Source organism: Streptomyces sp. NPDC042102 (genome assembly GCF_055582305.1).
This window is the reverse complement of the sequence record NZ_JBVJDL010000004.1, coordinates 271,055-296,551: the sequence shown is the minus strand read 5'-3', so window position 1 is coordinate 296,551 and position 25,497 is coordinate 271,055. Positions and strand designations below refer to the sequence as shown.

Genomic DNA, 25,497 nt, shown 5'->3' with positions numbered 1-25,497 from the left:
GTCCGGCTCAGCCCCGCCGGCTGCTCTCGTCGCGCAGCCAGGTGGAGAAGTCCCCCTCGCGGATCGCCCGCTCGGCCCGGCGCCGCGTGGCGAGGGCAGCCACGACGAACACCACGACCCCGGGCAGCAGCCCCGGCCGCTCCCGCAGCACCGCCCGCAGATCGCCCGTACTCGTGCGCGCGGACGGCGCCTCCGGCTCCGGCGACCCCGCGCCCGCGGCCCCGGAGGGCGGCGACACCGCCTGGTGGCGCTCCAGTTCGGCCGACGAGGTCGCCGCCCGTACCTTCCGCCGGATCAGATCGCCCCAGGTGCGCGGCGGGTGCACCACGACCCTGGCCTCCGCGACCACCCGCCGCTCCGCCGGCCCGAAGGCCAGGGACGCGGCCAGGTCGTCGGCCATCAGCGGGGGCAGGGCGGCGATCCGCGCGTGCCCCGGCCCGGACAGCGCGATGACCCCGCGCCCGAACAGCCCCTCGCGCACGGCCGGCAGCCGTTGCCAGACCCGGTAGTACGCCCGGACCGGCCACGCGCAGCCGGCCAGCGGGATGTCGCGGCCGGGGGCCGCGGCGAGGAGCCCCGGATCGTCGGCGAGAGCGCCGGCCAGGGCCCGCACACCGGCCGCTCCGAACTCGACGTCGGCGTCCACGTACAGCCGCGGGAAGCCCCGCGCGTGCTCGTCCCCGACCCGCATCGCCGCGTGTTTGGAGGGGGTCGGTATCTCCACCACCCGTACGCGCGGACCCCGCGCGCCCGCCACGGCGGCGGTGTCGTCGGTGCAGCCGTTGCACACCACGACGATGTCGGGTCCGGACGCGGACGCCGGGGCGTCGGCCAGGAGCGCGTCGAGGAGCCGGCCGATGACCCGGCCCTCGTTGTGGGCCGGGATCACGATGCTGGTCACCCGGGAAGTATGCACGCTCGGACAACCACGCAGACCGTTTCCCCCAACTCCCCCCGGGCGTAGGCCCGGTGGTCTAGATTGAACCCGCCGAGCGGACTCGGCGTGCTTCGGCGACGCCGCAGTCCGACCGGAGCAGGGCAGTTGGGGCGGGTGCGGTGGCTCGGGGGAACGGGCCGCCCGCTCGTGGCCGGACCGGCGCGAGGGGTGCCGGACGGCCGGGGGGCGTACGTACAGCACGCAGGGCATCGGTCGTGGGGGGCCATCACCGTCGGGCGGGTCAGGCACGGGTCGCGTAGGACGCCCGGCCCGCCGCCGACGGCACCCCCTTCCTTCGCGCGCCTCCCGGCCATGGGTCGTCGATACGCCCACGGGCGTGCGCGGAAGGAAGGGGAACGCTGTGAAGGACACCGCGAAGGACACCGCGAAGGACACGGGGCGGGACGGCGCGGCCACGGACGCGGGACCGGTGCCACCGTTAGGCGTCGCCGTCGTCGGCGCCGGCTACTGGGGCCCCAATCTCGTCCGCAACTTCCAGTCCAGTCCGCAGTTCCGGCTCCGCTGGCTCTGCGACCTGAACGTCGACCGGGCCCGCCAGGTGCTCGGCGGCTACTCCACCGTCCAGGCGACCGCGGACTACGAGGCCGTCCTCGCCGACCCGGCCGTCGACGCGGTCGCCGTGGCCACCCCGGCCGGCACCCACCTCGACGTGGCGCTGGCCGCCCTGCGCGCCGGCAAGCACGTCCTGGTCGAGAAGCCGCTCGCCGCCACCTACGAGGACGGGCTGCGCCTGGTGACCGAGGCCGAGGAACGCGGCCTGACCCTCATGTGCGACCACACCTACTGCTACACCCCGGCGGTGGCCCGCATCCGCGACATGGTCCGCTCCGGCGAACTCGGCGACATCCAGTTCGTCGACTCCGTCAGGATCAACCTGGGGCTCGTCCAGAAGGACATCGACGTCCTGTGGGACCTGGCCCCCCACGACCTCTCGGTCCTCGACTTCATCCTCCCCGAGCACGTCCGGCCCGTCGCCGTCGCCGCGCACGGCGCCGACCCCATCGGCACCGGCCAGTCCTGCGTGTCGTACCTGACGCTCACGCTCAGCACCGGCGCCATCGCCCACGTGCACGTCAACTGGCTCTCCCCGGTGAAGGTCCGCACCACCATGGTCGGCGGCTCCAAGCGCACCTTGGTGTGGGACGACCTCAACCCCACCCAGCGCGTCGCCGTGTACGACCGGGGCGTGGACCTGACGGCCCCGCAGGAGATCGGCGCGGACGAGCGCCGCGACATGCTCGTCTCCTACCGGACCGGCGACATGGTGGCGCCCGCGCTCGGCGAGAAGGAGGCCCTGCGCACCATGGTCGAGGAGTTCGCCGCCGCCGTCCGGACCGGCCGGCCGCCGCTGACCGACGGCCGGGCGGGTCTGCAGGTCCTCGACATCCTCGAAGCGGCCTCCCGGAGCCTGGAGTTCCGCGGCGCGGTCGTCGGACTGCGCACCGGGCGCTGACCGTTGGCGGTACCGCCGCTTGACCATCGCGCCCGGACGCGCGCACACCCGCCGGGCGCAGCAGGAAGCACCACGACCGACTCAGTAGGGGCAGGGCGTTGAGCAGCGTACGAGGCAAGAGGATTCTGGTCACCGGAGGGGCGGGCACCATCGGCTCGCACCTGGTGGACCTGCTGGTGGACAACGGGGCACGCGAGATCGTCGTGCTCGACAACTTCGTGCGGGGGCGCACCGCCAACCTCGCCCGCGCCCTGCCGAGCGGCGTGGTGGACGTCGTCGAGGGCGACATCCGCGACGCGGCCGCCGTGCGCAAGGCGACCGAGGGCGCCGACCTGGTGTTCCACCTGGCCGCCATCCGCATCACCCAGTGCGCGGAGGAACCGCGGCTGGCCAACGAGGTGATGGTCGACGGCACCTTCAACGTGCTGGAGGCCGCGGCCGCCGCCGGCGTGGGCAAGGTGATCGCCTCGTCCTCGGCCTCGGTCTACGGCCTGGCGGACACCTTCCCGACCACCGAGAGCCACCACCCCTACCACAACGACACCTTCTACGGGGCCGCGAAGGCCTTCAACGAGGGCATGCTGCGCAGCTTCCACTCCATGTACGGGCTGGACTACGTCGCGCTGCGCTACTTCAACGTGTACGGCCCCCGGATGGACATCCACGGCCTGTACACCGAGGTGCTGATCCGCTGGATGGAGCGGATCGCCGACGGCCAACCGCCGCTGATCCTCGGCGACGGCACTCAGACCATGGACTTCGTCCACGTCCGCGACATCGCCCGCGCCAACCTGCTGGCCGCCGAGTCCGCTCTGACCGACGAGGTGTTCAACGTCGCCAGCGGCACCGAGACCAGCCTGCTGGAGCTGGCGCACGGCCTGCTGGAGGCCATGGGCGCGGACACCCTCGTACCCGAACACGGGCCGGCCCGCGCCGTGAACGGCGTGACCCGCCGTCTCGCGGACACCACGCGCGCCGCCGGGCGGCTCGGCTTCACCGCCGGGATCGACCTGCGCACCGGTCTGCGGGACCTGGTGGACTGGTGGCGCGCCGAACGCGCGGCGGCCGCCGGAACCGGCACCGCCGGAGCCGGCACCGCTGACGCCGCCGCGGCGTCCGGGGAGGCCGCCCGATGAGCGCCCCCGACACGCCCGCCCGCATCCCCGTCATGATCCCCTGGCTCGGCGAGGAGGAGGCCCGGGCGGCCGCCGGCGCCGTCCTCTCCGGCTGGGTCGCCCAGGGTCCCCGGGTCGCCGAGTTCGAGCGCGCCTTCGCCGACCGCGTGGGCGCCGAGCACGGCATCGCGGTGAGTTCGTGCACCACCGCCCTGCACCTGGCACTGATCGCGCTGGAGCTCGGCCCCGGCGACGAGGTGATCGTGCCCTCGCTGTCCTTCATCGCCACAGCCAACGCCGTCCGGTACGTGGGCGCGCACCCGGTGTTCGCGGACGTCGAGGAAGCCACCGGCAACGTGACCCCGGCCACCGTCGACGCCGTCCGCACCCCGCGCACCAGGGCGGTGCTCGCCGTCCACCAGGGCGGCGTCCCCGCGGACGTACCCGCCCTCCGCGCGGCCTGCGCCGACTGGGGCCTCGCCCTGGTCGAGGACGCCGCCTGCGGCATCGGCGCGACCGTCGGCGGCAAGTCGGTCGGCCACGGCGCCCTGCTCGCCGCCTGGTCCTTCCACCCCCGCAAGGTGATCACCACCGGCGAGGGCGGCATGGTCACCACCGACGACGCGCGGTGGGCGGAGCGGCTGCGCCGGCTGCGCGAGCACGGCATGAACATCTCCGCCGCACAGCGCCACGCCAGCACCACCCCGATCGCCGAGAGCTATCTGGAGGTCGGCTACAACTACCGGATGACCGACATCCAGGCCGCGGTCGGCCTGGTGCAACTGGGCAAGCTGGACGCCATCGTGGCCCGCCGCCGGGCGCTCGCGGCCCGCTACGCGCAGCTGCTCGCCCCCGTCCCGGGCGTGCGCCCGGTCACCGACCCCGTGCACGGCGAGGGCAACTTCCAGTCGTACTGGATCCTGCTGACCGAGGAGTTCCCCCTCGGCCGGGACGAGCTGCTCGCCGTCCTCGCCGAGGCCGGGATCTCGGCCCGGCGCGGCATCATGGCCTCGCACCTGGAACCGGCCTACGCCGGGCACGGTGCGGCGCCGCTGCCCGTCACCGAGCGGATCAGCCGCGACTCGCTGATCCTCCCGCTCTTCCACACCATGACCGAGGAGCAGCAGGACCGCGTCGTGGCCGCCCTGCGCGGACGGGCCGGCGGATGAACGCACCCCACGACACCGAGGACCTGCTGATCGTCGGAGCGGGCGGTTTCGCCCGCGAGACCGCCCAGGCGGTACGGGACCTGGCCGCCGCCTGCCTGGCGAGCGGCCGCGCCCCGCGCTGGCGCCTGCTGGGGCACCTCGACGACGACCCGGCCCTGCACGGCCGGGACGTCGACGGCGTGCCCGTGCTCGGCGGCAGCGAACGCGTCCACGAGCTGGCGCGGGCCCGCGTGGTGGTCTGCGTCGGCAGTCCGCGCGACTACGCCCTCCGGGCCCGCCTGGTACGGCGGCTCGGGCTGCCCGCGCACCGCTACGCCACCGTGGTCCACCCCACGGCGGCCCTCTCGTCGTCCTCCGTGCTCGGCGTCGGCTCGGTGCTGCTCGCGCACTGCGTGCTGACCGCCGCCGTACGGGTGGGCTCCCACGTGGCCGTGATGCCGCAGGTGGTGCTCACCCACGACGACGCGATCGGCGACTTCGCCACGCTCGCCTCGGGCGTCCGCCTCGGCGGCGGGGTGCGGCTGGGGCGGGGCGCCTACGTGGGCGCGGGCTCACTGGTCCGCGAGTACACCACGGTCGGCGCCTGGTCACTGACCGGCATGGGCAGCACGGTCCTCGGCGACGTACCGCCCGGCGAGGTCTGGGCCGGCAGCCCGGCCCGCCGGCTGCGCACGGCCGACGCGCCCGCGCTCGACGAGCTGCGGGCCGACGGGGAGATGACCGGCCGGCGGCCGGAGACACGGATGGGGAGCACAGTCGGATGAACCAGATACCGCTCGTCGACCTGAAGGCGGCGCACGCCGAGGTCGCCGGGGACGTACGCGAGGGCTTCGACCGCGTGCTGGCGGACACCGCCTTCATCGGCGGTGAGGAGGTCCGCGCCTTCGAGCGCGAGTACGCCGCCTTCGCCGGCGTCGGACACTGCGTGGGCGTGGCCAACGGCACCGACGCGCTCGAACTGGCCCTGCGCGCCCGCGGGGTGGGCGCCGGGCACGAGGTGGTGCTGCCCGCCAACACCTTCATCGCCACCGCCGGCGCCGTCGCCCGCACCGGCGCCCGGCCGGTGCTGGTGGACTGCCTCCCCGACACCCTGCTGATGGACCCGCAGGCCGCGCTCGACGCGGTCACCGGCGCCACCCGCGCCGTCGTCCCGGTCCACCTGTACGGACAGTGCGCCGACACCGCGGAGCTCGCCGGCCGGCTGCCCGCCCACACGTACGTCGTCGAGGACGCCGCCCAGAGCCAGGGCGCCACCCGCGAGGGCCGCGCCCCGGGCAGCGGCACCATCGCCGCGACCAGCTTCTACCCGGGCAAGAACCTCGGCGCGTACGGCGACGCCGGCGCCGTGCTCACCGACGACGAGGAGGCGGCCGGGCTGGTCCGGGCGCTGGCCAACCACGGCGGCATCGCCAAGTACCGGCACGACGTCCCCGGGTTCAACAGCCGTCTGGACGGCCTCCAGGCCGTCGTCCTGCGGGCCAAGCTGGCCCGGCTGGCCGACGGCAACGCCGCCCGCCGCGCCGCCGCCGCCCGCTACGACGCCCTGCTGGCCGGCCCGGCGGCCGCCGGACGCCTGACCCTGCCGGTCACGGCCGGGGGCAACGTCCACGTCTGGCACCTGTACGTCGTCCGCGTCCACGGAGCCGACCGGGACGCGGTCGTCGGCAAGCTCAACGCGGAGGGCATCGGCGCGGGCGTGCACTACCCGGCCCCCGTCCACCTCACCCCGGCCTACCGCCACCTCGGACACGCACGCGGGGACTTCCCGCACGCCGAGCACGCGTCCGACCGGATGCTCTCCCTCCCGCTCTACCCGCAGATCACCGCCGCTCAACAGCAGCGGGTCGTGGACGCGCTCGCCGACGCCCTGCGCTGACGCCCTGTCGCACAAAAAGAGGTACAGATGAACAGACGGACAAGGCTGCTCCGGTACGGCCTCTTCACCGTGGTCGCGACTCTGATGGCCACGGTCCTACCCCCCTCCTCGGTGGCGGGGGCGGCGGACCCCTGCGGTCCCGGCACGAACGCCATCGTGTGCGAGAACTCCAAGCCGGGCACGCCGATGTCCGACTGGTTCGCGCCCAGCGCCTACGGCGACATCAAGGGTTTCCCCGACCGGACGAGCGTCCAGGCGGGCGACACCGTGCAGTTCAAGATCCAGTCGCCGACCCCCTACCGGGTGTCGGTCTACCGGCTGGGCCACTACGGGGGCGACGGGGCCCGCCTGCACTCCACCCCGGCGCAGGCGGCCCAGGTCCACCCGGCCAACTTCGCGCCGGGCGGGAACCCGGCCACCTGCACCACCAAGCCGGCCACGGGTCTGGTCGACTGCGGCAACTGGCCGGTCACCGCGACCTGGACCGTGCCCTCGGACGCCGTGTCCGGCCTGTACATCGTCAACTTCGACCAGGCCGACGGCAACGGCGTCATGCCGTACCCGTTCGTCGTCCGCAACGACGCCAGCCGCTCCGACATCGTCGTCCAGACCAGCGACCAGACCTGGCAGGCGTACAACAACTACGGCGGCCAGGACCTCTACGACGGCGGCGGCCCCGCGCCGGACGGCCGGGCCTACGAGGTCAGCTACAACCGGCCGATGGACATCGGGGGCGAGAACGGGATCTACGGGTCCGAGTTCCAGATGATCTCCTGGCTGGAACGCAACGGCTACGACGTCAGCTACATCTCCGGCATCGACATGTCGACCCGCGGCGCCGCACAACTGGGCCACCACAAGGTCTTCATGTCCTCCGGACACGACGAGTACTGGACCCAGGAGCAGTTCACCAACGCCCTGAACGCCCGCCGCGCCGGACAGCACCAGACGTACTTCAGCGGCAACGAGATCTTCTGGAAGACCCGGCTCGCCCCGAGCATCGACGGCACGAACACCGCCAACCGGACCCTGGTCTGCTACAAGGAGACCAAGCTGTCCTTCCCGCAGCCGAACGGCATCCCCGACCCGAGCGGGATCTGGACGGGCACCTTCATGGACCCGGCCAGCGCCACGGGCGGACGGCCCTTCCAGCCGCAGAACCAGCTGACCGGCTCGATGTTCAGCGTCAACGGCTACCGCGCCGACGCGATCACCGTGCCCGGCACCTTCGCCAAGCAGCGGCTGTGGCGCAACACCTCCGTCGCCAGCCTCACCCCCTCGCAGACCGCCACCTTCCCCACGGGGACGCTCGGCTACGAGTGGGACAGCGACGTGGAGAACGCCAGCCGGCCGCCCGGGCAGATCCGGATGTCCTCCACCACGGTGGACATCGACGACGGCAAGCTCCTCAAGGACTACGGCAACACGTACGGCAACGGCACCGCGACCCACAGCCTGGTGGCCTTCCGCGACCCGACCTCGCGCGCCCTGGTGTTCGGCGCGGGCACGGTGCAGTGGTCCTGGGGCCTGACCAACATGCCCACGAGCAACCCCGACGACACCGTGGTCACCGCGGACAAGCGCATGCAGCAGGCCACGGTGAACGTGTTCGCCGACATGGGCGTCCAGCCCAAGTCCCTGCAGAGCGACCTGATCGCCTCGACCGCGTCCACGGACACCACCGGCCCGGCCGTGACCGTGACCAGCCCCGCGGCGGGCGCCACCGTACCGGCGCTGCGCCCCGTGACCGTCACGGGCACGGCGAGCGACACCGGCGGCGTGGTGGCCCGGGTGGAGGTGTCCACCGACGGCGGGACGACCTGGAAGGCGACCACGGGCCTGGGAACCTGGAGCTACACCTGGACCCCGACCACCCCGGGCCCGGTGCAGGTCAAGGCGCGCGCCGTCGACGACAGCGTCAACATCGGCCCGGTCACCACGGTCCCGCTGACCGTCGGGCCCCAGCAGTGCCCCTGCACCGTGTGGCCCGCCGCGGCCGTGCCGGGCACCGTCAACGCCGGTGACGGCGGCGCCGTCGAGCTCGGCGTGAAGATCCGCTCCTCGGTGGCCGGTTCCATCACCGGCGTCCGGTTCTACAAGTCGCCGGCCAACACCGGGACCCACACCGGCAGCCTGTGGAGCAGCACCGGCCAGCGCCTGGCCACCGGCACCTTCACCAACGAGACGGCGTCCGGCTGGCAGCAGCTGAACTTCTCCAGCCCGGTCCCCGTCAAGCCGAACACCACCTACATCGCCTCCTACTTCGCCCCGCACGGCGGCTACTCCTTCGACACCACCTTCGCCGGCTCCGACGCCGGCCTGGCCCCGCTCACGGCGCTCAGGAGCGGCACCGACGGCGGCAACGGCGTCTACCGCTACAGCACCACCGGCGGATTCCCCTCCACCGCCTCGTCGGGCAGCAACTACTGGGTGGACGCGGTCCTGGACACCTCCACCGCGAGCACCACACCGCCCACCGTCACGGCGACCTCGCCGCAGTCCGCGGCGACCGGGACCCAGATCACGGCGGCGGTGACGGCCACCTTCAGCACGGCCGTCGACGCGGAGACGCTCACGTTCACCGTCAAGGACTCCGGCGGCGCCACCGTCCCGGGCACCAAGGTCCTCGGCGCGTCGAACAGCGCGACCTTCACCCCGTCCTCGGAACTGGCCCTGAACACCACCTACACCGCGTCCGTCCAGGCGTCCGACCTGTGGGGCAACGCCATGACGGCGCCGGTCACGTGGACCTTCACCACCAGCGCCAGCCCGCCGACGGTGAACTGCCCGTGCACCCTGTGGAGCGGCACCGCGACACCGAGCACCGCCAACGTGACCGACGACACCAACTCGGTGGAACTGGGCACCCGCTTCCAGTCCGCGGTGAACGGCTACATCACCGGTGTCACCTTCTACAAGGGTCCCGGCAACACCGGCACCCACACCGGCAGTCTGTGGTCGGCCTCCGGCACGCTGCTGGCCACCGGCACCTTCGGCAGCGAGACCACCTCCGGCTGGCAGCAGCTGCGGTTCGCCGCGCCCGTGCCCATCACGGCGGGCACCACGTACGTGGCCTCCTACCACGCGCCGAACGGCAACTACTCGGTGGACGGCGCCTACTTCACCGGCGCCCACCGCTCCTATCCGCTGGTGGCCCCGGCCGACACGCCCGGGAGCGCCAACGGGCTGTACAAGTACGGGACGTCCACGGCGTTCCCGTCGAACACCTTCGGCTCGGTGAACTACTGGGTCGGTCCCGTCTTCACCACGACCCCGCCCAGCGGCGTCCAGACGGACGGGTCCACGGAGGTGACCGGCCCGTGAGCACCGTCAGCGTGGTGATCCCCTGCTACAAGTACGGCCACTTCCTCGCCGACTGCGTCCGCAGCGTCCTGGACGAGCAGCCGGGCGTCGACGTCCGCGTACTGATCATCGACGACGCCTCGCCCGACGACTCCGCGGACGTCGCCCGGGCGCTGGCGGCCGCCGACCCGCGGATCGAGGTCACGGTCCACGAGAGCAACCGGGGCCATATCGCCACCTACAACGAGGGCCTGCTGGAGTGGGCCGACGGGGACTACGTCGCCCTGCTCTCCGCCGACGACCGGCTGGTCCCCGGCGCGCTGGCGCGCGCCGCGGCCCTGCTCGACGCCCACCCGGAGGCCGGCTTCGCGTACGGCCGGCCGCTGCGGTTCCAGCACGGCGGGCCGCTGCCCGCCGCCCGCACCCGCAGCACCGGGTCGGTGGTCTACCCGGGGCGGTGGTGGCTGGAGCGGCGCTTCAGGGAGGGCACCGGGTGCATCACCTCGCCCGAGGTGGTCGTCCGCACCAGCCTCCAGCGCAAGGTCGGAGGCTACGACCCGGACCTCCCGCACGCCGGCGACATCGAGATGTGGATGCGGCTCGCGGCCCACGCCGACGTCGGCTACGTCCGCGGGGCCGACCAGGCCTTCTACCGCGTCCACGGCAACAACATGTCCACCACGGACTTCGGCGGACAGCTCGACGACCTGCGCCAGCGCCTCGTCGCCTTCGACTCGGTGCTGGACAAGTGCGCGGGCCTGCTCCCCGAGGCGGACCGGCTGTCGGTGGCGGCCCGCACCCGGCTCGCCCGGTACGCCCTGCGGCGCGCCTACCGCGCGTACGACCGGGGGCGTACCGGGGTGGTGCCGGTCGAGGACCTCGAGGCGTTCGCCGCCGAGTGCCTGCCCGGCTACACCTCGCTGGCCGAGTACCGGGCGCTCCTGCGGCGCCGGCGGGTCGGGGCCCGTGTGATGCCGTACCTCCAGCCGCTGGTGCTCTCGGCCGTCGCCGAGCGGGGGCGCGAGTGGCTGTGGTGGGAGTCCTGGAAGCGCCGAGGGATTTGATGAACCAGCAGCACCACCCGTACCACCCGCGCCATCCGTACGACCGCCCCGGCCCCGGGGCGCCGTCGGCGCCCGGTCCGGCCCGGCGGCCCGCTTCCTCAGCGGGCCGCCGCGGCCGCCGGCACCCGGACGGCGGCTCCGTCGCCGGCCCCGTCGCCGGACTCGTCCGTGGACTGCGGACCGGTGCCGGCGCCTTCGCGTCGGCGCCGGTTCCGGTGTGTGAGGAGCCGGTCGGTCCACAGCGCGGCGGCCACCCCGCAGACGCCCGCGAGCAGCGCCGTCCCGGCCAGCCCGCGGCTCTTGGTCCCGGTCTGCGCGACCGCGGTCGGCGGCACGAGGAGCGTCACGCTCATCCGGGCCGACTCCGGGATCCGCTGCTCGGCCTGCATGTCCGCCACGTGCCGGGTGTAGGCCTCGACGACCTTCCGTACGGACAGGTCGGCCGTCGCGGCGTCCGCGTGCTCGGCCTGCACCTGGAGCGAGGGGATCAGATAGGCCGGGGTGACGCTGGTGCCGCTGTTGCGGGGCATCAGCCGGTACGTCCCCGTCACCCCCGCGGCCCGCAGCTCGGCCGCCCCGGCCGGCGACTGGAGCTGCTGCACGGCCGCGTAGGAGACCGCGGCCAGCGGCGGCTGCAGATTGGTCAGCTGGTTGGGCTGACCTCCGGTCACCGGCGGCTTGAGCACGACGATCGCGGAGCTGACGTAGGTCCGGGTGGGCCGGAGCACCTGGAGGGCTCCGGCGGCCGCGACCACCGCCGCCAGGACCAGGACGTACCAGCGGCGGCGCAGTGCGCGGAACAACTCACCAGGCGACACAGGATTCCTTCCGTCGCGTTCGATCTTTTCAGGACGCAAGCCCCACCGCCATCGGTTCCGGCACCTCGCGGGGGGCGCGCGTGAGCATCGCGGAGATAGCCGCGGTGCTCCGGCGCCGCTGGTACGTCATGGTGCCGCTGGCCGTGCTCGGACTGCTGGCCGGCCTGCACCTGTACCGCTCGGTGCCGGTGTCCTACCAGTCGCAGAGCTCGGTCACCCTGCTCGACTCCACGGCGGTGGCCGAACTGGCCCCCGCCTTCGGCAACCCCATCTCCAACGCCGGCGGTTCCCTCGTCGTGACCGCCGACGTGCTGATCCGGACCCTGTCGGGGGCCGACGCGGCCCGGGACCTGTACGGCCTCGGCGTGACCGACCCCTACACCGTCGGCTTCGCCGCCAACACCTCGGGCCCCGTGCTCACCCTGACCGTCACGGGCACCGACCGGGCGAAGGTGCTGGGGGAGACCAGCACGCTCACCGCGTTCGCCGGGGAACAGCTCACCGCCCTCCAGGTGGCCGCCAAGGTGCAGCCCGCGTACTTCGTGCACACCGCTCCGGTGGTGCTGCCGCAGACCCCGGTGCCCCAGCTCAAGAGCCGCTACCAGCAGGTGCTCGCCGTCGTCATCGCCTCGCTCGTCGCCGGCTTCACGCTCTCCTTCGTCACGGAGGCCCTGCTGGTGGCCCGCCGGCGGCGGCGGGAGGCCGCGGCCCGGGCGGGCGGGCCCGCGGCGCGCGTACGCCGCAGGCGTGCCCGCGGCAGGCCCCGCGCCGGACGGCTGGACGTCGTCGCCGTGCTCAGCGGCTATCTGGGGCTGGCCCTCTTCATCCCCTCGAACCTGACCCTGCCGGGTCTGGGCGGCGTGGGCACCCCGGCCAACGCGTTCGCCCTCCTGGCCCTGTTCTGGTACCTGGCGACCTGGCTGACCGGCCGGGCCCGCCCGGCGCCGGGCACCCGGCTGCCCCGCGTGGCGATGTGGCTGCTGGCCGTCTCGGTCCTGGCCTCCTACCTCGTGAACGCGGCGCGCGGCAGTTCGCAGAAGGAGGTCCTCGCGGCCGACCGCGGCCTGATCGGGCTGCTCGTGTGGGTGTCGCTGGTCGTGCTGGTCTCCGCCGGCATCCAGGACCGCGCACGCCTCGACGTCCTGATGCGGCGGGCCGTGGTGATGGGGACGGTGGTCGCCGCCATCGGCTTCTACGACTTCTTCACCGCGACCAACATCGCCGACCGGATCAGCATCCCCGGGCTCCAGTCGAGCGTCGCGCAGATCACCGCCCTGGACCGCGGTTCCTTCACCCGGCCGCGCTCCACCACCGCGCAGCCCCTGGAGTTCGGCGGCATGCTCGCCATCCTGCTGCCCTTCGCCGTCCAGCAGGCCTTCGACCCCGTACGCCGGCACCTGAGCGGCTGGCGCCGCTGGGGGCCGGTGGTGCTGATGGGCGGTGCCCTGCCGCTCACCGTGTCGAGGACCTCCATCATCGGGGCGCTCATCGTGGTGCTGGTGATGGTGCCGCGCTGGAAGCCGCAGCGGCGCTGGACCGCCATCGGCGTGCTGCTGTGCTCGGTGGCCTGCTTCAAGGTGATCGTTCCCGGGCTGATCGGCACCATCACCACGCTGTTCGCGTCCTTCTTCGCCAACTCCGACAGCAGCACCCAGGCGCGCACCGTCAAGTACAGCGCGATCCTCCCCTACCTCGACGAACACCTCCTGTTCGGGCGGGGCTTCGGCACCTTCCTGCCCGAGCTGTTCTTCTTCACCGACAACCAGTACATGCTGACGCTGGCCGAGACGGGCCTCCTGGGGCTGCTCGCGCTCCTGGTCCTGCTCCTCGCCGGCATCCACCAGGGCGGCGCCATCCGCAGACTGGCCCGTACCGAATCCGACCGTGAGCTCGGGCAGGCCTTCTTCGCCTCGGCCCTCGTCGCCCTGGTCATCAGCGCCACCTTCGACGCCCTCAGCTTCCCGATGTTCGCCGGGATCTTCTTCCTGACGATCGCCGCCGGAGGCAGCTACCTCGGCTTCATCCGGCGCGAGGCGCCGAAGCCCCGAACCGTGGAGTCCCCATGCCCGGCCCCTCCCGTCCCGTCCGCCCCCTAGGCCCCGTCGCCGTCCTCGTCGTCACCTGGAACAGCGCCGGGGTGCTGCCGGAGTTCCTCGCCTCGCTGCCGGCGGGCATGGCCGGGCTGGACTGGCGCCTGGTCGTCGCCGACAACGACTCGGCCGACGGCACCGTGGACCTGGTCCGCTCGCTGGCCCCGGACGCGACCGTCGTCCAGACCGGCCGCAACGCCGGCTACGCGGCCGGGGTGAACGCCGCCCTCGCGGCCGCCGCCGGGTGGGAGGACGGCTTCTGCGCGGCCCTGGTCTGCAATCCGGACGTCCGGATGAGCCGGGGCTGCGCGGCGCTCCTCGTGGACGCGCTCGACGCCCCCCTGGCCGGCGGGCGCCGCGTCGGGATCACCGTCCCGCTGCTGTACGAGGAGGACGGCACCCGCCACCACTCGCTGCGCCGGGAGTCGCGGGTGACGCGCGCCCTGGGCGAGGCGGTGATCGGCAACCGCCGGGCGGGACGCTTCCCGCGCTGGAGCGAACTGGTCACCGATCCGTCCGCGTACGGACGGGCCACCGTGGCCGACTGGGCGACCGGCGCGCTGATGGCGCTCTCCCGCCCCTGCCTGGACGCCTGCGGCGCCTGGGACGAGTCCTTCTTCCTGTACTCGGAGGAGACCGAGTACTGCCTGAGGGCCCGCGACCTCGGCTTCGTCACCCGCCTCGAGCCCGCCGCCTCGGCGGTCCACCTCGGCGGCGACTCGCAGGTCTCGCCCCGCCTGTGGACCCTGCTGACCCTCAACCGGGTCAGGCTCTACGGCCGCCGCCACGGAGCGGCCGCCACCGCCGCCTTCCGTGCCGCCGTCCTGCTCCGGGAGACCTCGCGCGCCGCGCTCGGCCGCCCGGCGAGCCGGGCGGCCGCGGCCGCACTGGCCCGACCGGGCGCCCTGCGCACGACACCGGGGCCCTGACCGCCGGGCTCAGCGCTCGCCGCGCCGCCGGCAGACCAGGGCGACGAAGTCGTGCCCCACGTCCGGGAGCGCCGCGTCCTCCGCGGCGAAGCACCGCTCCAGCAGCTCCAGCGTCTCCGGCTCCTGGTCACGGAAGTGGTGCGCGATCCCGGAGAGCGCGATGTGCAGCACCGTGCCCCCGTACGGCCGCTCCTCGACCACCTCGAAGTGGCGCCGCAGACCCGGCAGCAGCGCCGCCGCGTCGACCGCCTCCGAGGGGTCGTCCAGCACCATCGACAGCCTGCTGGGCCGTACGACACGGCGCTTGATCCGGCCGTCGGCCAGCCGCCGCCGCTCCTCGGGCAACCGGGCCAGCAGTGCGTTCGCCGCGTCCAGCTGGCCGTCGGTCCACTGGAAGCGGGTGGGGCCGACGAACTCGTCGACCACGAACAGCCCGCCGGGCACGATCAGCCGGGCGAGCCGGGGCAGGGTCGCGTCGAGGTCGTCGAAATGGTGCAGCGACTGCAGGCCCAGCAGGACGTCGAAGCGTTCCCCGTCGTCGGCCATCCGGTTGACGTCGGTGACCCGGAAGCGCAGGACGTCGGCGAGGCCGTGCTCGGCTGCGGCCCGGGTGGCGAAGTCGATCCGCTGCTGCGCCACGTCCACCCCCTCCAGCAGGCCGAACGCGCCGGTCCTCGCCCAGAGCAGTTCGTTCCCGCCGGTGCCGCACCCCAGCGACAGGCCGCGCAGATCGGTGCGCGGCGCGAAGTGCCGGGCGGCCACGTACTGGGGGTAGGAGGTGTCCGCGTCGCCGGTCATCAGCAGGTTCCACCGCTTGATGACCCCCGGGATCGCCCACCACTCGGTCAGCGACGGGTCGACCTGCGACCAGTGCTGGACCACCCGCGCGCCCCCGCGTACCCGCAGCTTGGCCAGCACCGGGTCCAGTTCCAGCCGGCGCACCTTGCGCAGCAGCCGGTCCGCGTCGTGTCGGTTGATCAGGTTGTTCAGCATGCGCGCTCCGTTCGTACGGCTGTCAGCGACTTCGTGACACCGAGCACCCGCTCGCCGAGGAGCACCGACCGGGGGAAGAGGTAGCGCATCTCGGCACGGGTCAGCAGCTCGATGTTGATCACGGCGTTCATCGCCGACTCGGGGCTGTCGGGACGGCTGTGGACGAGCGGCCAGTGCCGCACCAGCCGGGTCCTGGCGGCCAGCGGCAGGAACTGGAAGCCGGGCGCCACGAAGTGCGGCTCGACCGGGAAATAGCGGTACGGCGTCTGGATCCAGTGCAGCGGCGCCAGCTGCTCGACGGCGGCGACGAACCGCCGGCGCTGGCTGTGGCCGCCCACGTGCTCGATGGTCGAGTTGGAGAACACCAGGTCGTAGCCACCGGCGCCGCTCAGCTCGGCGGCGACCGCCGGGTCGGTGACGTCGGCGACCTCCGCGGTGATCCAGTCGGGCAGTTCGGCGGGATGCTCCTCCAGGTTGATCAGGTGGACGCGCTTGGCGCGCACCGGCGCGCGTAGCCACATCTCGGCCGTCCCGCCCAGGTCCACGACGCTCATGCCCTCGATGCCGGGGAAGCAGCGCTGGAAGCGTTCCCAGCGGGCGATGCGCAGCCGTTCACCCAGCGAGCCGGGTGCGTCGACGAACTTGTTCCTGAGGGCACGCGATCGGGGCAAGGGATCAACCACCTCGTGGTCGGAGCGGATGGGGTGCGGGGGCGACGACCTTCAACTGGGCCGTTCCCATTGGGTGTAGAAACTGGACGGGTTCATCAGGTACCGGACGGTGGGGTGCGGCACATGGAGCACCCGGTGCCGACGGCCGTACCGGCGGATCAGCTCCCAGTCCTCGCGGGGCATCACCTCCGGCGTCCGGCGCAGCCGGCTGAAGTGCAGGGAGCGGTTGCGGCGGGCGACGAAGGCGTTGGTGTCCAGGAACGACTCGCGGGCCGCCCGGCGCCGGTCGTAGGGCACCGACAGGACGTCGTTCTCGCTGCCGTCGGGCAGGACCCGGCGCAGCGCCGTGTAGACCCCGTCGGGGCCGCCGGGCGACTCCAGCACCGCCAGTGCGCGGGCGAGATGGTCCGGCTCCCAGAGGTTGTCGTCGTCCAGGAACGCCACGTAGCGGGACCGGGTCAGCCGGATCCCGACGTTGCGGACGACTCCGGCGGTGCCGGTGTTGCGCGCCAGCGAGACGGCGAACAGCCGTGGATCGTCCGGCAGTTCGGGCAGGCCCGCCCCGTCGTCGACGACGATGACGACCTGGTCGCGCACGCTCTGCGCCAGCGCCGAGGCCACCGCCGCGCGCAGCGCGTCGGGGCGGCGGTGGGTGGCGATGACCGTGGCGACGAGCGCCGAGGGCGGCGCGGACAGGGCGGCGGCCAGCCGCCGGGTCTGCGCGTCCTCGAACCGGCGCAGCCGGACGGCGGTGGGCGCGAGCCAGATCTTGTTCCGGGTCTCGAACAGCACCAGCCAGCCGAACACCGCCTTGAGCAGCGTCCAGGGCACGCGGACGAGGCCGCGTACGAGGCCGCGTACGAGGCCGCTCACCGGGGCGGCTCGGGCTCGATCGGGCGGCCGTCGGACATCCGGTTGCCCCGCCACACGTTCCCGGCGCCGCCGTGGTTCCAGTGGGCGACCACGCCGTACCCGCCGGAATGCGGGTGGTACTGCGTCGAGAAGATGTTGTCGGTGACCTGGATCCCGGTGGCGCCGGTGCTGCCGCCGTACAGGGCGTACGCCCCGCCGGCGATCCAGTTGTTGTCCACGGTGACGTTGCGGACCACCCCGGTGTCCGCGAACAGGCCGATGCTCCCCGAGGCGCCCTGCGTGAGGCTGGTCGGGTTCAGCAGGGTGTTGTGGCGGATGATCAGGTGCCCGGTGTTGCCGCCGCCGCTGATGACCGCGTTGGTGTGCTGCCACTCGCCGCCCAGGTTGACGAAGGGGACGAGGTCGTGCACGTAGTTGTCGTGCAGATTGCCCTGCCCCATGGACAGGGCGTCGCCGAACACCGAGATGTCGCACCAGCCGACCTCGATGGAGCTGCCCCCCATGTTCGACACGGCGTAGTCCACGCCGCCGTTGTCCGGCCCCTTGCCGGGGACGGCGGTGATCGTGGAGTGCAGGACCCGCAGGCCGCTGAAGCCGGGGCGCAGGTTGATGCCCCACCAGTTGTCCGAGGTGATCCTGGAGTCGATGACGGTGACGTTGTTCGCGTAGATGTCGAGCGATCCGGTGATGTCCCAGCCCCGGATGACGAGCCCGTCGGTACGGACGGCCATGTACCCGGTGTTGTGGGGCGTCAGGGGGATCCGCGGACCGGTGGTACCGGCGTCGGGGAAGCCGCAGGCGCCGGGAGAGGAGCAGCCGGCCTTGGCCGCGGGGGTGCCCGGCGTGCTGCCGGAACCCGGCGTCGCGGCGGGCTTCCCGGCGCCCGTCGGTGTCCCGGTCCCCGACGGGGACGGCGACGGGGAGGCGGCGGGAGCGCCCGTCGCCGGTCCGGCCGCGGCCGGGGGCGCCGAGGACGGGCTCGCGGGGCAGGTCCGCGCGTCGTCCGGGCAGTCCGGTGGCGCGGAGCGGTCGGGTCCCGAGCAGGCCACGCCCAGGACCGCCAGTAAGGCCGCGAGCAGCAGGCCCGCGAGCGGGATACGGCGGATGCGCCGTGACATCGGGTTCACCTCAGGTCCTTCGGGGCGGGCCGGACCGGTGCGGCGGTGCCGCGCAGGAAGGCGCGGCTGGGCAGGACGCACACCGTGTAGCCGGCCAGGGCGATCGCGGCGATGGCCAGGAGCGCGAGCCGGCCGTCGCCGAACCAGCTCTCCAGGCCCAGGATGGTCACGGCCATCACGGCCCCGCCGAGGAAGGGCCACGCGCAGGCCCGGGCGACGGAGCCGATACCGATGCCGGCCCGGCCGAGGGCGTACAGGAAGACCGGTACGACGAGGCCGCCGGCGACCAGTACCTGGGCCTGCGAGACGCCGACGATGCCGTTCAGGCGGGCGGCGAGGAACAGCGCCGGGACCAGGGCCACCAGCCACAGCCCCTGGATCAGCAGGAGCAGCCGGCGCTGTCCGGTCGCGACCATGCAGTCGTAGGCGAGTTCGCAGGCGATGCGGATCAGGCCGAGGGCCATCAGCCAGGGCAGGGCCGCGGCGGCGGGGGTCCACTGGCTTCCGTAGATCGTCCGGATGGCCGGTTCCGCGAGGCCGCCCAGCAGCACGCACAGCGGGACGGTGGCGGTGATCACCACGCCCAGGGCGCGGCTGAAGCCCCGGGCGAGCGCCTGTGGAGACTCGGCGAGGCGGGAGAAGCCGGCGAAGGAGACCCGGCGGGCGGCCTCGGAGATGATCCGCACGGGCCAGCCGGAGACGTTGAAGGCGAGCACGTAGAAGCCCAGGGCCACACTGCCCAGCGTCGCGCCCACGACCATGGTGTTGACGTTGGCCACCGCGAGGGCGAGCAGGCTCGCCCCCGCCAGCGGAAGTCCGAACCTCAACAGCTCCCGGGCCTGCCCGGGGTCCCAGCCGTACTTCAGGGTGCCCGGTGCGGCCAGGCAGCAGCCGATCAGCGTCACGGTGTTGCCCACCACGGCTCCCCAGGCGAAGCTCATGGCGCCCCAGCCGTCGAAGGCCAGCAGCAGGGTGACCGAGGTACTGGTCACGAAGTTGAGTCCGTCGATGACCATCCGCTTGCCCTGGGCGAACTCACGGGTGAGGAACTGGCCGGGCACCGCCGCCACCCCGCCGATCACCACGCACAGGCACATCACCCGCAGGACCCCGGCGGCCTCCGGCGAGCCGAGCAGGCCCGCCACCGCCGGTGCCGAGGCGAACAGCGCCACGTACAGCAGGCAGCTGGAGAGGGTGCTGAGGGTCAGTACGGTCGGCGCGAACCGCCGCGGGTCCCCCTCCCAGCGCACGATGGCCAGGCTCACGCCCAGCTCGTTCGCGGACAGCAGGACCAGCAGGACCGTCTGGGCGACGCCGTACACGCCCCATTCCGCGGGGCCCAGGGCGAAGCGGGCCAGCACGATGCCGGTCGCGAAGTTGCCCAGGCGCAGGACGACGGTGTTGATCAGGCTCCAGCGGGCCGCCGAACGGACCTTCCGGCCCAGGGAGTCGGCAGCGGGGAGCGCGGGCGGGGCGGGAGCGGAGGTGCCGCCCCGCCCGCCGGTGTCACTGTCCGGAGCGCGGGCGGTGTCCATGGACGGACTCCTCGTCGTGCGGCTCGGCGGTGGACGCCGCGTCGGTGTCGGACCCGGGGGTCCCGGACCCCGCGCCGGCCGGCTCGTCCCCGGCGGACCGCGACCAGCTGGGCCGCCGGATGGCGAGGGTCCGCTCGACGACCGGTTCCGCGGTCGTGGGGGCGGTGGCGGTGGCGGGGGCGGTGGTCTCCTCCTCGGTGCCCCGGGCGGTCTCAGGCCCGGGCCCCCGCCGGGTCCCCCGCGACCGGGTGCGCGCCTCCACGTAGAAGGAGGCGACCAGGCTGAGCACCAGGCCCAGTACCCCGGCCATGACGAGGTACTGCAGCCTGGTCTTGGTCTCGGCCACCGCCTCCTGCGGCGGCACGAACGTCGCCATGCGGATCATGGCGTCCGGGGCGACCTTCTGTTCCGCCTGGAACTCGGTCAGCCGCTTCTCGGCGTAGGCGGTGAGCTTCCTGTCCGACTCCAGGACGGCCGCCGGGTCGTTCCCGGTGACGGTGAGCCAGATGAACGGCCCCAGGGCGTTGTCGGCGATCTTCGCCTCGGGGGTTCCGGTGACGCCCAGCTTCCTGAGGTCGGCCAGCGCGGCATCGGAATTGAGGTTGCGGGCGAGCCCGTCGGCCATGCCGGTCAGCGAGGCCTGGGTGCTCAGGAAGGGGTTGCCGTCGTAGGCCACCGTGGCCTTCTGCGAGTTGAGCAGGGTCACGGTGCTCTGCGACCGGTACGTCACCGGCACCACCAGGTGGACGCCGACGACGAGCGCCGCGGTGATCAGCAGTCCCGGCAGCAGGACGTACCAGCGTCTGCGCATGACTCGCCAGATCTCGGCGAGGTCCATGGTCTTCCCCTTCTTGTCACAACGGTCGCTACGGCAGGAGGGCGGTCGGTCTGGGCCGGGTCCGCGCGCTCCCGCCGTCGAGCAGGACCCGGGCGACGCGCTCGCTCGCCCGGCCGTCCCACAGCGGTGGGCAGCGGGGCGCCGGAGGGTCGTCGAGCACCCGGTGCACCGTCGCCGTGATGCGCTCCGGGTCGGTGCCCGCCAGGACGTTGGTGCCCTCCTCGACGGTGATGGGCCGCTCGGTGTTCTCCCGCAGCGTCACGCAGGGCACGCCCAGGGCGGTGGTCTCCTCCTGGACGCCCCCCGAGTCGGTGAGCACCACCCGGGCGGCGTCCTGCAAGGCGATGAAATCGAGGTACCCGGCGGCCGGCACCACCCGGATGCCGGCGGGTACGCCGATCCCGGCCAGCCGCTCGGCCGCCCGCGGGTGCACGGGCAGCAGCAGCGGGCAGCGCTCCGCGATCTCGCCCAGCGCCTTCAGCAGGCCGCGCAGCGCCCCGGGGTCGTCCACGTTGGCCGGCCGGTGCAGCGTGACCAGGCCGTACCCGTGCCGGGCGAGGCCGTAGCGGTTCAGGACGTCCGAGGCCCTGGCCCGCTCCAGGTTGGCCAGCAGCGTGTCGATCATGACGTTGCCGACCACGTGGATCTGGTCCTCCCGGTACCCCTCCGACCGCAGGTTCGCGGCGGCGTCGGGCGAGGGGGCCAGCAGGTAGTCGCTGACCCGGTCGGTGGCGACCCGGTTGACCTCCTCCGGCATGCTCCAGTCCCGGCTGCGCAGGCCCGCCTCCACGTGGGCCAGCAGCGGGCCGGCCTTCGCGGTGACCAGGGCGCAGGCCAGCGTGGAGTTGATGTCGCCGACCACCACGACCGCGTCCGGGGCCAGTTCGTCGACCAGCGGCTCGAACGCCGCCATCACCCGGCCCGTCTGCTGGGCGTGGCTGCCGGACCCGGCGCCGAGGTACCGGTCGGGAGGCCGGATGCCGAGGTCGCGGAAGAAGACGTCGTTCATGGACTCGTCGTAGTGCTGCCCGGTGTGGACGAGGACCACCTCGGCGCCGTGCCGCTCCAGTGCGTCCATCACCGGTTTGATCTTCATGTAGTTGGGCCGTGCTCCGGCCACGCAGATGATCCTGGGCATGCCCTCAGAGCACCTCCACGGCCGGTCCGGAGACCCGGTTGCGGCAGTCGAGGACGAAGGAGGCGTGCTCGGTGATCATCGCGTAGTCGAAGGAGTCGTGGTCGGTGAGCAGGACCACCACGTCCGCGGCGGCCAGTTCCCTGCGGGTCGGCTCCACCCGCACGAGCCGGGCGTCGACCTTGATCCCCTCCACCACGTGGGGGTCGGCCGCGCGCACCTTGGCCCCCATGTCGAGCAGCAGCTGGGCGACGCGCACCGCCGGCGACTCCCGGGCGTCACCGGTGTTCTTCTTGTACGCGAGCCCCAGCAGCAGGACCTTGGAGCCGTTGACCGAGCGGCGTCTGGCGTTGAGCGCGTCGATGACGCGGCGCGTGACGTACTCGGGCATGTGGTTGTTGATGTCGTTGGCGAGTTCGACGAAGCGGAAGTTCTGCCCGAGCTCCCGCTGCACCCGCCAGTTGAGGTACGAGGGGTCGATGGGCAGGCAGTGGCCGCCGACCCCGGGCCCCGGCGTGAACTTCATGAAGCCGAAGGGCTTGCTGGAGGCCGCCTCGATGGCCTGCCAGACGTCGATGTCGAGGTGGCGGGCGAACATGGCGATCTCGTTGACCAGGGCGATGTTGACGTGCCGGAAGGTGTTCTCCAGCAGCTTCGCGAGCTCCGCCTCCTTGGGCGAGCGCACCGGCACCGTCCTGTCGACGAGGTCCGCGTAGAAGGACTCCACGGCCTTGAGCGAGGCCGCGTCCACGCCGGAGACGACCTTGGGCGTCTGCTGGAAGCCCCAGACGGTGTTGCCCGGGTCGATGCGTTCGGGGCTGTACCCGAGGTGGAAGTCGGCACCGGCGGTCAGGCCCGAGCCGTCCTCCAGGATCGGGCCGAACAGCTCCTCGGTGGTGCCCGGATAGGTGGTGGACTCCAGGACGACGGTCGCGCCCGGCCGCAGGAAGCGGGCCAGCGTGTGCGCCGACTCCTCGATGTAGCGCAGGTCGGGGGCGCCGTCCTGCAACGGGGTCGGCACCGTGACGACCGCCACGTCGAACCCGCCGCAGTCCCGGGCGAGTTCACTGGGCTGGTAGGTGCCGCGCTCCAGCGCCCGCACCAGCCGCTCGGAGGAGACGTCCTCCACGTACGACTCGCCGGCGGCCAGGCTCTTGACCCGCCGTCCGTCCACGTCGTACCCGACCACCTGATGTCCGACCTCGGCGGCCCTGATGGCCAGCGGAAGGCCTACGTATCCCTGTCCCACGACGACGACGCGCATCAGTGACTCCTGTTCGCGGAACCGGCAGACGGTGTGGAGGGCGGGGTGGCCGACGCGGCGCGGCGGAGCAGCTCCCGGACCGTCATGAGGAGGAAGGCGGTGTTGGTGGTGAGATAGCGCTTGCCGAGCCGGCGGGGTTCCTGCAGGGCGCGGTAGAACCATTCGAGGCCCAGGCGCTGCCAGGCCAGCGGAGCCCGCTTGGTGATGCCGGCCAGGATGTCGAAGGAGCCGCCGACGCCGTGCACCACGTGGGCGCCGGTGCGCGCGCCGTAACCGGCGGTGAAGATCTCCTTCTTGGGCGAGGTCATGCCCAGGAAGAGCAGCTGGGCGCCGCTCGCGGCGACCGCGTCGGCGATCTCCCCCTGCTCGGAGTCGTCGAAGTAGCCGTTGCGGCTGCCGGCCACGCGCAGCGCCGGGAACCGCTCGGCGATCCGCCCGAGCATCAGGTCCAGTACGTCCTGCCGCGCGCCGAGCAGGTAGACGGAGACGCCCGCGGTCTCGGCGGCGGCCAGCAGCCGCATGAACAGGTCGATCCCCGCGACCCGTTCGGGCAGCCGGACGCCCAGGACACGGCCGGCCCACACCACGGCCTGGCCGTCGGCCAGCACGAGGTCGCAGCCGGCCACGGCCGTGGCCAGACCCGGGTCGCGCCGCATGTTGACCAGCTTGGCGGCGTTGACCATGCCGATCTCGATCCGGTTCCCGCGCCGGACCGCCTCCAGGCAGCGCTCGACGGTCTCGTCCATGGTCAGCGCGTCGAGCGCGACCCCGAACAGGTGCCGGCGGGAGGGGAGTGCGGTCATCCGCGCACCTCCCCGAGCCAGGCGTGCAGCATCCAGCCGAACTCGTACGGCCTGCACTCGCGGTCCACCGACAGGGGGCGGAAGAGCCGGTCGAGCGGGGCCAGCCGGGCGTGCGGGGCCACCTTGGTGGTGATCCCGCGGGCGGCCCGGACGGCCTTGACGGGGTCGCCGCGGTAGACCTTGCGCCAGGTGACGCCGTAGTCCTCGCGGATCACCGACTCGCGCGGGGTGCCGTCGGGCCCGCTGATCTCGGGCACCTCCGTCATCCAGCGCAGCCCCCGGCGGATCGCGGGGCCGAAGTCGGTGCCGCCGGCCTCGGCCAGGTCGAAGAGGGCGGTCGGGGCCATGGCGTGCTGGTGCACGCTGTAGACGGGATAGCCCTCCACCACGCCGCCCGTGCGGGCGTCGTAGTGCCACCACCACTGGCCGCCGTCCCCCTGGAGGTCGCAGATCCGGGCGGCGCAGTCGTCGGCGGCCGCCAGGGCCAGCGGGTCCGGGCCGCTCGCGTGCAGCCGGGCCAGGGCCTGGAGCGGATACGTCTGGTCGGCGAAGCAGGCCACGTGGGAGCGGTACCCGGGGACCAGCCCCGGGCCCGTGGCGTGCGGGAACAGCGGGCTGTCGGCCACGCGGGCCGCCAGCAGGCGGTCGCGGGCGGCCGCCAGGCGGTCCTCCACGTCCACCGCGCCGCGGGCGGCGGCGAGCGCGGAGAGCACCCAGGCCGCCTCGACCGTGTACTGCGGCCGGCCGGGCACGTCCAGCGCGGCCACCCGCGCGAGGGCGTCCACCAGCTTGGGGTGGCCGGTCTCGGCGGCCGCCCAGGTGATGAGCGCCGCGTCACCGAGGTTGGTCACCGCGGGCAGCCGCTCCACCAGCAGTGCCGTGAACTCCTCGGCGCTGTGCCCGCCGAACAGCGGGCGCTGCCGGTCCTCGGGCAGGAACCGCGCCCCCAGCGCGGTGATGGCGGCGTACCGGGTGCTGATCCCGCGCCGTTCCACGCGACGGGTGCCGTCCGAGGTGACGGTCCCCGCCCGGGTGAACACGAAGGTGTCCGCGCCCGGCAGGTACATGCCCGGCAGCCCCGCCTCGGCGAGCGCGAGCAGCCGCTCGGCGAGCGCGTGCAGCGACGGGTCCTCGTGGGCCAATGCTTCTAATCGTGCGGCGGTCACCGGGTCCCCACCCCGGCTTCCCCTGTGCTGTGCGCAGCGCGCATGTCAGAGCTGTACGGCTCCCGCACACCTACCCCCTCTATCGCTCCTCGGACAGACCTGGCGGTCGTCGTTCCGGGGCAGGGGACTGCGCATGACGGCGCACGTGCCGGCGGTGTGATTCCCCCGATGGCACGAACCGTCCGGGGCCGCCGACTGGATCCCCCCAGCGATGCCCCGGAGCAGGAGCACACGCGGACGACGGTGCCGGCGGGCGCGACTGCGCGCCGTCCGTCACCTGGTCCGCGATGCCCTCGTCGTTGTACAACCCCCCACTGAACAAAGCC

Annotated in this window: 21 protein-coding genes; 9 read left to right on the top strand and 12 right to left on the bottom strand. The window is 73.3% G+C overall.

Annotation, left to right across the window (positions count from 1 at the left end; all coding sequences use genetic code 11):
* Window positions 1-7 precede the first annotated feature (7 nt).
* Window positions 8-901: a glycosyltransferase family 2 protein gene (locus ACZ6KO_RS19465; protein ID WP_469305223.1), complete on the bottom strand. Its 894-nt coding sequence runs from the start codon at window positions 899-901 to the stop codon at window positions 8-10.
* A 397-nt stretch (window positions 902-1,298) separates the two neighbouring features.
* Between ACZ6KO_RS19465 and ACZ6KO_RS19460 the strand changes: the two genes are divergently transcribed.
* The 7 genes from ACZ6KO_RS19460 to ACZ6KO_RS19430 all read left to right on the top strand — a co-directional run bounded on the left by ACZ6KO_RS19460 (window position 1,299) and on the right by ACZ6KO_RS19430 (window position 10,938).
* Window positions 1,299-2,411, top strand: a complete 1,113-nt coding sequence (locus ACZ6KO_RS19460) for a Gfo/Idh/MocA family protein (protein WP_469305222.1) — start codon at window positions 1,299-1,301, stop codon at window positions 2,409-2,411.
* Window positions 2,412-2,509: 98 nt separating this feature from the next.
* On the top strand, window positions 2,510-3,547 hold the full coding sequence (locus ACZ6KO_RS19455) for an SDR family NAD(P)-dependent oxidoreductase (protein WP_469305221.1): 1,038 nt from the start codon (window positions 2,510-2,512) through the stop codon (window positions 3,545-3,547).
* A complete protein-coding gene (locus ACZ6KO_RS19450) occupies window positions 3,544-4,695 on the top strand; it encodes a DegT/DnrJ/EryC1/StrS family aminotransferase (RefSeq protein ID WP_469305220.1) in 1,152 nt (383 codons plus the stop codon). The genes ACZ6KO_RS19455 and ACZ6KO_RS19450 overlap by 4 nt, the downstream gene beginning before the upstream one ends.
* A complete protein-coding gene (locus tag ACZ6KO_RS19445) occupies window positions 4,692-5,459 on the top strand; it encodes a NeuD/PglB/VioB family sugar acetyltransferase (RefSeq protein WP_469305219.1) in 768 nt (255 codons plus the stop codon). Before ACZ6KO_RS19450 ends, ACZ6KO_RS19445 begins: the two co-directional genes overlap by 4 nt.
* A complete protein-coding gene (locus tag ACZ6KO_RS19440; RefSeq protein ID WP_469305218.1) occupies window positions 5,456-6,571 on the top strand; it encodes a DegT/DnrJ/EryC1/StrS family aminotransferase in 1,116 nt (371 codons plus the stop codon). Before ACZ6KO_RS19445 ends, ACZ6KO_RS19440 begins: the two co-directional genes overlap by 4 nt.
* Window positions 6,572-6,598: 27 nt before the next feature.
* Window positions 6,599-9,895, top strand: a complete 3,297-nt coding sequence (locus tag ACZ6KO_RS19435) for a DUF4082 domain-containing protein (RefSeq protein ID WP_469305217.1) — start codon at window positions 6,599-6,601, stop codon at window positions 9,893-9,895.
* Entirely contained in the window at window positions 9,892-10,938 is a 1,047-nt protein-coding gene (locus ACZ6KO_RS19430; RefSeq protein ID WP_469305216.1) for a glycosyltransferase, read from the top strand. The genes ACZ6KO_RS19435 and ACZ6KO_RS19430 overlap by 4 nt, the downstream gene beginning before the upstream one ends.
* A 98-nt stretch (window positions 10,939-11,036) precedes the next feature.
* Here the strand turns inward: ACZ6KO_RS19430 and ACZ6KO_RS19425 are convergent, their stop codons facing one another.
* Complete coding sequence (locus tag ACZ6KO_RS19425) at window positions 11,037-11,756, bottom strand: hypothetical protein (RefSeq protein WP_469305215.1); 720 nt, start codon at window positions 11,754-11,756, stop codon at window positions 11,037-11,039.
* Between the two features lie 80 nt (window positions 11,757-11,836).
* Here ACZ6KO_RS19425 and ACZ6KO_RS19420 point away from each other — a divergent pair, with 80 nt between their 5' ends.
* Window positions 11,837-13,852 carry an O-antigen ligase family protein gene (locus ACZ6KO_RS19420; protein WP_469305214.1) on the top strand — a complete coding sequence of 672 codons (2,016 nt, stop codon included), beginning with the start codon at window positions 11,837-11,839 and terminating at the stop codon, window positions 13,850-13,852.
* Window positions 13,819-14,775: a glycosyltransferase gene (locus tag ACZ6KO_RS19415; RefSeq protein ID WP_469305213.1), complete on the top strand. Its 957-nt coding sequence runs from the start codon at window positions 13,819-13,821 to the stop codon at window positions 14,773-14,775. The genes ACZ6KO_RS19420 and ACZ6KO_RS19415 overlap by 34 nt, the downstream gene beginning before the upstream one ends.
* A 9-nt stretch (window positions 14,776-14,784) precedes the next feature.
* Here ACZ6KO_RS19415 and ACZ6KO_RS19410 read toward each other — a convergent pair whose 3' ends face one another.
* From ACZ6KO_RS19410 to ACZ6KO_RS19365, 10 genes are read right to left on the bottom strand one after another with little or no spacing between them, the layout of a single operon-like run.
* The gene (locus tag ACZ6KO_RS19410) at window positions 14,785-15,768 is read right to left on the bottom strand and encodes a class I SAM-dependent methyltransferase (protein WP_469305212.1); all 984 of its coding nucleotides are present in this window, start codon (window positions 15,766-15,768) and stop codon (window positions 14,785-14,787) included.
* Entirely contained in the window at window positions 15,762-16,439 is a 678-nt protein-coding gene (locus tag ACZ6KO_RS19405; RefSeq protein ID WP_469305211.1) for a class I SAM-dependent methyltransferase, read from the bottom strand. The genes ACZ6KO_RS19410 and ACZ6KO_RS19405 overlap by 7 nt, the downstream gene beginning before the upstream one ends.
* 51 nt (window positions 16,440-16,490) lie before the next feature.
* Window positions 16,491-17,312, bottom strand: coding sequence for a glycosyltransferase family 2 protein (locus ACZ6KO_RS19400; RefSeq protein WP_469305210.1), 822 nt, complete (start codon window positions 17,310-17,312; stop codon window positions 16,491-16,493).
* Window positions 17,309-18,430 carry a right-handed parallel beta-helix repeat-containing protein gene (locus ACZ6KO_RS19395; RefSeq protein ID WP_469305209.1) on the bottom strand — a complete coding sequence of 374 codons (1,122 nt, stop codon included), beginning with the start codon at window positions 18,428-18,430 and terminating at the stop codon, window positions 17,309-17,311. Before ACZ6KO_RS19395 ends, ACZ6KO_RS19400 begins: the two co-directional genes overlap by 4 nt.
* Before the next feature lie 5 nt (window positions 18,431-18,435).
* Window positions 18,436-19,965 (bottom strand): oligosaccharide flippase family protein, encoded by a 1,530-nt coding sequence (locus ACZ6KO_RS19390; protein WP_469305208.1) that lies wholly within the window; start codon window positions 19,963-19,965, stop codon window positions 18,436-18,438.
* Window positions 19,937-20,803, bottom strand: coding sequence for a YveK family protein (locus tag ACZ6KO_RS19385; RefSeq protein ID WP_469305207.1), 867 nt, complete (start codon window positions 20,801-20,803; stop codon window positions 19,937-19,939). Before ACZ6KO_RS19385 ends, ACZ6KO_RS19390 begins: the two co-directional genes overlap by 29 nt.
* A 28-nt stretch (window positions 20,804-20,831) precedes the next feature.
* Window positions 20,832-21,941 carry a non-hydrolyzing UDP-N-acetylglucosamine 2-epimerase gene (gene wecB, locus ACZ6KO_RS19380; protein WP_469305206.1) on the bottom strand — a complete coding sequence of 370 codons (1,110 nt, stop codon included), beginning with the start codon at window positions 21,939-21,941 and terminating at the stop codon, window positions 20,832-20,834.
* A gap of 4 nt (window positions 21,942-21,945) precedes the next feature.
* Complete coding sequence (locus ACZ6KO_RS19375) at window positions 21,946-23,202, bottom strand: nucleotide sugar dehydrogenase (protein WP_469305205.1); 1,257 nt, start codon at window positions 23,200-23,202, stop codon at window positions 21,946-21,948.
* Complete coding sequence (locus tag ACZ6KO_RS19370; protein ID WP_469305204.1) at window positions 23,202-24,005, bottom strand: WecB/TagA/CpsF family glycosyltransferase; 804 nt, start codon at window positions 24,003-24,005, stop codon at window positions 23,202-23,204. Before ACZ6KO_RS19370 ends, ACZ6KO_RS19375 begins: the two co-directional genes overlap by 1 nt.
* The gene (locus ACZ6KO_RS19365) at window positions 24,002-25,147 is read right to left on the bottom strand and encodes a hypothetical protein (protein WP_469305203.1); all 1,146 of its coding nucleotides are present in this window, start codon (window positions 25,145-25,147) and stop codon (window positions 24,002-24,004) included. The genes ACZ6KO_RS19370 and ACZ6KO_RS19365 overlap by 4 nt, the downstream gene beginning before the upstream one ends.
* Between the last annotated feature and the right edge of the window lie 350 nt (window positions 25,148-25,497).